The sequence below is a fragment of the Suttonella ornithocola genome, from assembly GCF_001889065.1.
Classification (GTDB): Bacteria; Pseudomonadota; Gammaproteobacteria; order Cardiobacteriales; family Cardiobacteriaceae; genus Suttonella_A; species Suttonella_A ornithocola.
Map to the genome: position 1 here is coordinate 1 of NZ_LWHB01000071.1, position 8,645 is coordinate 8,645.

General features: G+C 34.2%; 7 protein-coding genes and 4 pseudogenes. 8 read left to right on the top strand and 3 right to left on the bottom strand.

The annotated features are described in order from the left end of the window. Positions 1-14 precede the first annotated feature (14 nt). Positions 15-195: pseudogene (locus A5N85_RS05970) on the bottom strand (IS630 transposase-related protein); the annotation flags it as partial. A 286-nt stretch (positions 196-481) separates the two neighbouring features. On the opposite strand from A5N85_RS05970, the gene A5N85_RS05980 reads away from it, so the two are divergent. The 8 genes and pseudogenes from A5N85_RS05980 to A5N85_RS15615 all read left to right on the top strand — a co-directional run bounded on the left by A5N85_RS05980 (position 482) and on the right by A5N85_RS15615 (position 7,634). Next, positions 482-730 carry a hypothetical protein gene (locus A5N85_RS05980; RefSeq protein ID WP_072576420.1) on the top strand — a complete coding sequence of 83 codons (249 nt, stop codon included), beginning with the start codon at positions 482-484 and terminating at the stop codon, positions 728-730. A gap of 218 nt (positions 731-948) precedes the next feature. Beyond that, positions 949-1,374: a hypothetical protein gene (locus tag A5N85_RS05985; RefSeq protein ID WP_072576421.1), complete on the top strand. Its 426-nt coding sequence runs from the start codon at positions 949-951 to the stop codon at positions 1,372-1,374. 295 nt (positions 1,375-1,669) lie between these two features. Next, a complete protein-coding gene (locus A5N85_RS15610) occupies positions 1,670-1,810 on the top strand; it encodes a hypothetical protein (protein WP_169818630.1) in 141 nt (46 codons plus the stop codon). A gap of 11 nt (positions 1,811-1,821) precedes the next feature. Then, positions 1,822-2,016 (top strand): annotated as a pseudogene (locus A5N85_RS17220) (hypothetical protein); the annotation flags it as partial. 590 nt (positions 2,017-2,606) lie between these two features. Then, a complete protein-coding gene (gene dnaA / locus A5N85_RS05995) occupies positions 2,607-3,962 on the top strand; it encodes a chromosomal replication initiator protein DnaA (protein WP_245935950.1) in 1,356 nt (451 codons plus the stop codon). A 204-nt stretch (positions 3,963-4,166) separates the two neighbouring features. Then, complete coding sequence (gene dnaN / locus A5N85_RS06000; protein WP_072576422.1) at positions 4,167-5,408, top strand: DNA polymerase III subunit beta; 1,242 nt, start codon at positions 4,167-4,169, stop codon at positions 5,406-5,408. Between the two features lie 113 nt (positions 5,409-5,521). Beyond that, on the top strand, positions 5,522-7,381 hold the full coding sequence (locus A5N85_RS06005) for an MFS transporter (RefSeq protein WP_072576423.1): 1,860 nt from the start codon (positions 5,522-5,524) through the stop codon (positions 7,379-7,381). A gap of 112 nt (positions 7,382-7,493) precedes the next feature. Further along, a complete protein-coding gene (locus tag A5N85_RS15615) occupies positions 7,494-7,634 on the top strand; it encodes a hypothetical protein (RefSeq protein WP_169818631.1) in 141 nt (46 codons plus the stop codon). A gap of 601 nt (positions 7,635-8,235) precedes the next feature. Here the strand turns inward: A5N85_RS15615 and A5N85_RS17590 are convergent. Together A5N85_RS17590 and A5N85_RS17595 are read right to left on the bottom strand one after the other, a co-directional pair. Beyond that, positions 8,236-8,448 (bottom strand): annotated as a pseudogene (locus A5N85_RS17590) (MBL fold metallo-hydrolase); the annotation flags it as partial. Between the two features lie 89 nt (positions 8,449-8,537). Beyond that, positions 8,538-8,639, bottom strand: a pseudogene (locus A5N85_RS17595) (transposase); the annotation flags it as partial. Positions 8,640-8,645: the final 6 nt, after the last annotated feature.

Here is an 8,645-nt window from a genome sequence, read left to right on the forward strand (position 1 = left end):
GTTGTTCACGGTCTTATTTTTCTTGGTTTTGTGCCTTGAGATTGGGCGCTTAAGTTCACCTGTATCTCTTTGGAGTTTTTTCCAGCTGTATAGTGCTGAGCGTGATATGCCATAGGCTTGTATTACTTGGTCAATGTCTTTGCATTTGTCCCAGTACGCCATTGCTTTTTGTCGGATTTCAATTGTGTATGCCATTTTGTTAGTTTTCGCTATTTTTAGTCTTGTTTCTATTTTAAATTACTATAATTATAAGGCAATAGCAGATAACAAACTGACTTTAACATTTGGGAAAAATTACCCTGACTGTAAAAAATTAGAGCAAATCATTAACGATACACCCGATTTTTTCGAGCAATTTAGAAAAAGAGGATATGAATATATCTATAAAGACTCACCTTTTAAACTCAATCTTAGTCTTATTGAAAAAGCATAAGTTATAAAAATAATTAAGGATGCAAATCTTAAAGAATTAGAACATTCTATGGATTATTATCTTAGTAAAAACTGTTCGAATATCTGTGATTATAATCAATATAAAGATGAAATAAATGAAATAACTAAATTCTATTATAATAAAATCAAATATGAACTGGAGCTTATTAATCGAAAAAATATTTCTCTTTATAAAGGAAAAGCTAACTTTTTCAGTCATTCAAAAAATCCAAGCTATTTTATTATCGCTTTTGGCTGGGATGAGGATAAAAAAATTATTATTATTTTGGATATTTAACAACTAAAGACTATGAAATTTTAATTGATAGTTTAGGTTCACCAAGACATATAAAATTTCCAGTAAATATATTTGGAAAAACCTATGGAATTGGTATAGTGAGAGATATAGAAAATAATAATAATTGGTTTATTTATTTATCTGAATTTATCGTTACACAGAGAGCTTATTTAAGTAAGCCTGTATGTGAATTAGAAAATTAAAATAGGAGTATAAACATGAGTTTAAAAATTACAAATTTAAATCAAAAAAGTTATTATAATACTTTACAAAATATTATTCTTAGACTCGAAGAGCAAGGAACAGTATCTACTACACCATATTTAGATAGCAAAAATATTCCAACAATAGGTATTGGATTTAATTTACGAGAAAATTATATAAAAGATATTGTCTTACCTAAAGTTATAGGAAAACCTCCTACAGATAATAAACTTAAAAATTTCAATAATGTTATAAATAAAAATTTTACAGACAAAAATATATTAGTAGAAAAATTAAATAACTTTACCTCTAAAATCAATAAAAACTCAGAATTTAAACTATCTAATACACAAATAGATGATATATTTGAAAATATAATAAAAATACAAGAATCTGAATTTTTTAAAAAAAGTAAATCATCATACAGATATATAAAATAAATTTTCTTATGAAAGACTTGCTTTATTTTCCTTAGATTATAATGGCTAAACTTTAATAGGAAATGGTGTTAGAGAAGGACTTACTAATGATGATCGATTTAAAATATGGTATGAAATTAGATATGTATCAAATAATAACAAGGAAGATGGAGTAGCTAAAATAAAATATTATGAATCTACATTATTTGGAGTTTATGATAATAATAACTTTCCTTCAGAAGAGGAAAGAAAATACATTATTTCTAAACTAAAAGATAAAAAAACATTAGAAGCTATTTCTTTATATAAAGATAAATTGGAAAAAGTAATAGAAACAAAATCTACAGGGAATGCTAAAAATGATTATTCTGGTTTAACAGAAGTCAATAATATTCAACATATTGGCGAAATATTTAAGCCATTAAAAGATGATGTTTTAAAAGAAATAGTTGGTTAGATGGCGGCACAAGTAATGACCATCTATATGGAATAACAGGGAATAATGTTCTAATTGGCGGCGAAGGTAACGATAAGTTATGGGGTGGAACGGGTAACGATACCTTTATCTTTCATGCAGAACATGGACAAGATTGGATAGATGCAGGTGGAATGCTTTTTAGCGGCTATAACGATACCATCGTATTACATGATGCCGCACTATAGCCAACTTCCCAAAAAATGCATACAACGTTAATTCAATATCCACCTTAAAAATAGCATCCTATCTCCAAGTACGGTATGTATTTTTTGGGAGTCCTGCTATAGAGGATATTCATTTTACCCAACAAGAAAATGATTTAATCCTTTCAAATTATCATCATAATGATGACTCTAAACTATTCATAATTACTTTAAGGGCTTACTTGATAAAGTAGAAATATTAGAATTAGACGAACAAACAATCCACTTAGATAATGCCATTACCCATAATGGATTAAACCATTCTTCCAAAAATGAATACGATAATTATCATAGTAGCTCAATGTCTATTGATTCTGAAATCAATCATTCTACTTCCGAAAGTCATATTTTCGAAAAATTAGTTAAATGGTTTAACTCACTCAAAAATAATATAAATATCGTTAATCAGCTAAAAGACAGAAACTTATTTACCACCAGAACAGCTAAAGTTATAGAAGATTTTGTTTTTTAGCTGATTACACTATATTACTTCTCTGTGATTTTCTCTCTTTTTATAAGCTATATTTAGATTAGGAAAATTTTGATAAGAAATTCCCGCGCTTGCAATGATAATGCTAAAATATTCCGCCCAGTTGATTCAGCGATTTCTTGTCATGAACCCTACTCTGCGCCAAACATGGAAAACTGTTATTGATTCTTTACGCCCCATTATCAATATTGATGATGCAACGCTATTAGACTCTTGCGAACTTGTCGAAGAAAATGGGCAATATACGATTTATGTCCCTAACCAATTTGCGCTTAAAACGCTTAACGAAAAGCTTATTGGCTCTATCCAATTGGCTTTAGACAAAAAAGGGATTAAAAACGTTCAGGCAAAAATTTCCAATCGAGATTTATTCGAGTATCAAGAGCGAAAAAAAAATAATAAAGAAAAACCGTTTGAAAGCCACTTAAATGTGGATTATCAATTTGAAAATTTTGTCGTTGGGCAATCCAACGATAATGCTTATGCAGCTGCCAAACGAGTGAGCGAAGGGCAATATTCCGAAGGATTTAATCCTTTATTTATTTATGGAGGAACAGGACTTGGAAAATCGCATTTAATGCACGCGGTTGGCAACGCTTTGCGCGCAAATGGGCATTCTCGCGTGCTGTATCTAACCGCAGAAGAATTTACCAATGATTTTATCAATACCATTCGCAATAAACGTTCTATGCAGGAATTTAGTGATTATTATCGCAATGTCGATGCGTTATTGATTGATGATGTCCAATTTCTTGGCGACAAAGATCGTTCGCAAGCAGAATTTTTTCACACGTTTAACAGTTTATTTGACCGAAAACGCCCGATTATTCTGACCTCTGACCGCTATCCAAAAGAAATCCCTGATTTAGAACCGCGTTTACAATCCCGCTTCGGACAGGGCTTAACAGTTTCCGTCGTACCGCCAGAATTTGAAACGCGCGTTGCTATTTTGCACCGTAAAGCAGAAACCTTAAATTTTTATCTTCCAGATGAAGTGGCGCAATTTATCGCTCATAACGTCGTTTCAAATGTACGGGAATTAGAAGGCGCATTACGTAAAGTCTATGCAATGACACAGTTTAAAGAAACAACCGCGACTCAAGCGATTGCACGCGAAGCCTTAAAGGATTTAATCAATGCGCATAATAAACAAATCACTTTAAGCAATATCCGAAAAGTCATTTGTAGCTATTATGACATTGGTCAAGAAGATTTAGATTCCGCTAGCCGAAAAGCGACCGTTCGTTTACCCCGACAAGTCGCTATGCACTTATCCCGCGCGTTAACCCGACATTCCACCACAGAAATTGGGCAAAATTTTGGTGGACGAGATCATTCTACCGTATTAAATGCGTGTAAACGTATTGATGCTATGTTAGAAAAAGATATTGAATTTAGCGAAACGTATCGAAACATTAAAAATATGATTACCGGTTGATAAGCCGTGGACGTTTTATGGATAAACTGTGGATAACTTGTGTATTATTTTTGGAGAAAAGTTTTCCACATTTTTTCCCAAATAAGTGAACAGAGTAAAAAACAGGCGGATTACGGTTTTATGTTTATTTTTAAAGTACTTATGTTACTTTCCCACTTTTCAACAGACCTTACGACGACGTCGTATAAATAAAAAGAGGATTATATGAAATTCGAGATTGTGAAAAACTTGCTGTTCAGTCGTTTAGCTGACATCAATGGTATTGTCGATAGTAAGAGTCCACATCCTATTCTTTCTCACGTACTCGTCGAAGCCAAAAATGGACAATTACGATTATTAGCAACCGATACAGAACTTTCGCTTTCGGCTGTTATGCCAGCAAATATTCAACAAGAAGGTATTACGACCGTTATTGCAGATAAATTCCATCAAATTATTCATCGCTTGCCAGATGATGTTATCGTGCAATGCACTTTAGAAGATGATCAATTTCATATTCGAGCAGGTAGTAGCCATTTTAAGTTATCAACTTTACCTGCAGAAGATTTTCCAAATATTGACGAAAGTGAAACCATTGGTGAGATTCGCTTAGATGCCGCAGACTTATTTAATATTCTAAATAAAGTACGTTTTTCTATGGCGAAAAATGATGTTAGACATTATTTAAATGGACTTTTATTAAATGTCATTAGCGATGGCAGAGAAATTGAGGCTGCAGCGACAGATGGACACCGACTTTCTTGTGCTTATACCCCTTTAAAAACCATTGGCAGTGAAGCAACACAATTTATTTTGCCAGAAAAAGCTACTAATGCTTTGATTAAACAGCTTTCATTAGACAATTTCCTTAACGAATTACAGTTAGAGAAAAATCTAGCATCTGATGTAGAAACGCTAAATATCGTTGAAGACAAACTAAAAGCTTTAAAAGACATTAAAAGATATGCCTCTCGGGAACAAAGTCGTCATTTTGAACGCCCCGTCACTTTAAGAATGGGTAGCCGAGAATTAAGCTTAGACACAGGTAGTTATCATTTATTAACCCGTTTAATTGACGGACAATATCCTGACTATCGACAAATCATTCCAGAACGTTTGGAAAGTCCTATTTTAATTGATAGAAAAAATCTTTTAGGAGCATTGCGTCGTAGCCAAGTCTTATTAAATAATGTCGATAATGGATTATTACTTCGTTTTGAAGGACACCAGCTTTATCTATCTGCACGAAATATGCAAAACGAAACGGGAGAAGAAAAACTTGATATCGTTAATAATGAAGATATTCGAACGCAAATTGGCTTAAATGTTGGCTATTTTATTGATGCCGTTTCAAATATAGATGGCGATACCTTGCAAATGCACGTAGAAGACGTTAACAGCCCTGTATTGCTAACAAGCAAAGATGATCCAGAAGTTCGTTATATCATTATGCCAATGTTGGTATAAATTATCGTCAGCCATTAAAAAAATGGAAATGATTGAATGATAAACTTTAGGCTTCTAAAAATTTAGAAGCCTTTGGTCATGAATAAAAATGACCACTAAATGGAATAAATCTCATGTTCTTTTTTTCTCAACGTTTTTTTCCTTTTTTTATTACCCAATTTTTTGGCGCTTTTAACGATAATCTTTTTAAAAATGCCATGCTGATTTTCTTTAGCTTAACCTTTACTAGTCAAACATTAAGCCTTTATACCAATTTAGCAATGGCATTATTTATTTTGCCGATGTTTTTATTTTCTGCTTGGTCGGGATTAGTGGCTGATCGTTTGGATAAACGTCGTTTAATTTTATGGCTGAAAGGCTTAGAGCTTGCTATTGTCATTGGAGGAATAGCAGCTTTTTTGACGCAAAGTCCAAGCCTAATGATGCTTGTTTTGTGTTTATTAGGGCTACAATCAGCGTTTTTTGGACCAGTCAAATATGGAATTTTGCCTGAGCGATTAGATAATCGTGAATTAATGCTGGGCAATGGGTATGTAGAAGCAGGCACTTTTTTAGCCATTTTAGCAGGCACCTTACTAGGGGCAGATTTAGTGGGTCGGGCTTATTCGGAAAATATAGGCTTATGGCCTTTTTATTTAGTGATGCTAAGCGCTGCTGGTATTGGTGCGATTGCGGCTTGGTTTATTCCGAAAAAAGGCGGTGAAAAAGCGACTTTGCCGCCTTTTCATCCTTGGCAACAAACAAAATCGCTTCTAAAGTATAGTTATCAACGAAAAAATCTTTTTAATGCAATTCTCGCAATCTCATGGTTTTGGATGATTGGCGCTGTTTTATTAACGCAAATCCCGCAATACAGTATGGAAATTTTAGGCGGAACCCCACAAGTTACGACTTATTTATTGGCTTTATTTTCTGTTGGGATTGGTTTAGGTTCAGTTAGTGCAAATGCTTTGACTAAAGGTAATATTGATATTGGTGTATCGGCTTTTGCAGCATTTCTGATGCTCATTTTTTTAGTGGCAATCACCGTTTTAGCTGCTTATCAGCAACCGAGTGTTAATCCAATGGGATTTATTGATTTTTGGCATTCTTCTGCTTTTATCCCAACGACTCTGGCTTTTTTAGGAATGGCATTTAGTGGTGGATGGTATGTCGTGCCTCTATATGCTTTATTACAAGCGAAAAGTGAGGAAGGACATAAATCGCAAATTATTGCGGCAAATAATATTATCAATTCATTTTTTATGGTATTGATTAGCTTGATTTCCATTTTAATTTTAAGCGTATTAGGTTTGCCAATGGCAGTAGTTTTTGGATTAGTTGCCATTGTTCATCTCTTTATTGCGATAAAACTTTTTCATACAGCACCTTATTTTATTTTACGCTTAATTGCGCAAACCATTAGCCATTCAGGCTATCGACTGCGTTTTGAAGGGATGGAGAATATTCCCGCTAAAGGCGCTGCTTTACTGATTTGCAATCATGTCAGCTATATGGATGCATTAATTTTAATTGCCGCCGTCCGTCGTCCAATTCGATTTATTATTTACTATAAAATTTTTCAAGTACCTTTTTTAAATTGGCTTTTTCGCAATGCACAAACCATTCCTATTGCTGGCCGTCATGAAGATATTAGTATTTTTAATCGTTCTTTTGATTTAGCAGCAGAAATGTTAGAAAAGGGAGAATTGGTGCTAATTTTTCCAGAAGGCAGTTTGACCAAAGACGGAGAAGTAGCAGATTTCCGTCGTGGCGTAGAATTGATTTTAAAACGCACACCTGTACCAGTTATTCCTATGTATCTTGATGGTTTATGGGGCAGTTTTTATAGCCATAAAAGTGGAATGTTTAAGGGTTTACCTAAAACTTTCCGTCCAAAGGTTAAGCTTACGATAGGCGCACCGTTATCCTCTGAAACACCTGTTAATGAGATGAAAAAAGTGCTTGTAGAGCTAAATAACAATAATAATTAATTTGTAGATTTTTATAAAAGGAGTGGGCAAATGGTATAGCCAACTTCCCAAAATGCATACAACGTTAACTCAATATTGACCTTGAGAACAGCATCCTATCTCCAAGTACGGCATGCATTTTTTTGGGAGCTCTGCTATAAAAGCCATTCAAGCAGGTAAACCCATCACAGGTAATGATGGCGTACTGACCTCACTAATCGAACAACTTAGCGAAGCTGCCTTAAATGCTGAAATAGCAAACCATCTTAAATAAAACTCTACCAACAGCCGTCATAATGGCTACAGCAAAAAGACCGTTAAATCAGCGGCAGGAGACCTTTGCAAAATTCCGTTTCACAGGAATTTTTACTACTAGCAGAAAAATTAACCATATGATTTTAATATATTTTTAAAATTTGAAAAATTGATATTTCTCTATTTTTAGAAGTTTTGCAAAGATTTCGGCGGGTAGTTTCGAACCTGAAACCCCAAGAGATTGTAAAGGTGAATATGAGTCTATATAGTCAAATCAACTAAAAAACAGGACGTTTTATAAACATTACCTTAGTGCTTCTGGCGGTAAATGGTGTTCTGTTTTTTAGCTGATTGCACTATATAGCTGAATGAGTTCAGATTGCGTACAAATCGACGAGCTACAGACAACACACCTTAGTAAGGAAAGACGCTCCAATTCTGTATGCGAGTTAAAGACATTTAACTATATGTCTCCATATTGCTGAAATCTATCAACTAGATATCTCATAGGCAATCATCAGCCAAATAACCGAATAAGCAGTGCCTCGTGTTTTTGTTGTAGTAAACATGAATGTGAGGCTTTGCTTATCTTTTTTCAATTCCTGAATTCTATATAGACCCTAGTCTTGTAACTGATTCCAGACTTCGAGATCGCGTTCAGCTGTCCAGATTCGTGGCCAATCAATGCCGCTGTATTCGTCCCAAAGACGTTGGACATCAAATGGTAGGCAATGCTCAAAGATGGGCCATTGACCAAATTTCGGCGCAAGATGGTCTCGAGTGTTTTTAAAGGCTTCTTTAAGGGTGCCGCCACGCTTATATACGTCGCCGACTTTATAGTGCAATCATCTAAAACCCAACCCAATCCAAAGCAGATAAAAGAATAAAGTATCAATACAATCCATCCGCCATTCTTTGCTATTTGCTTAATCCAAGCCCACATCTTTTCAATGGGATTTAAGTCTGGACTATAAGGGGGTAACCAAACTATCTCATGCCCATGCTCTTCAATGATTGCTTGAATATCACT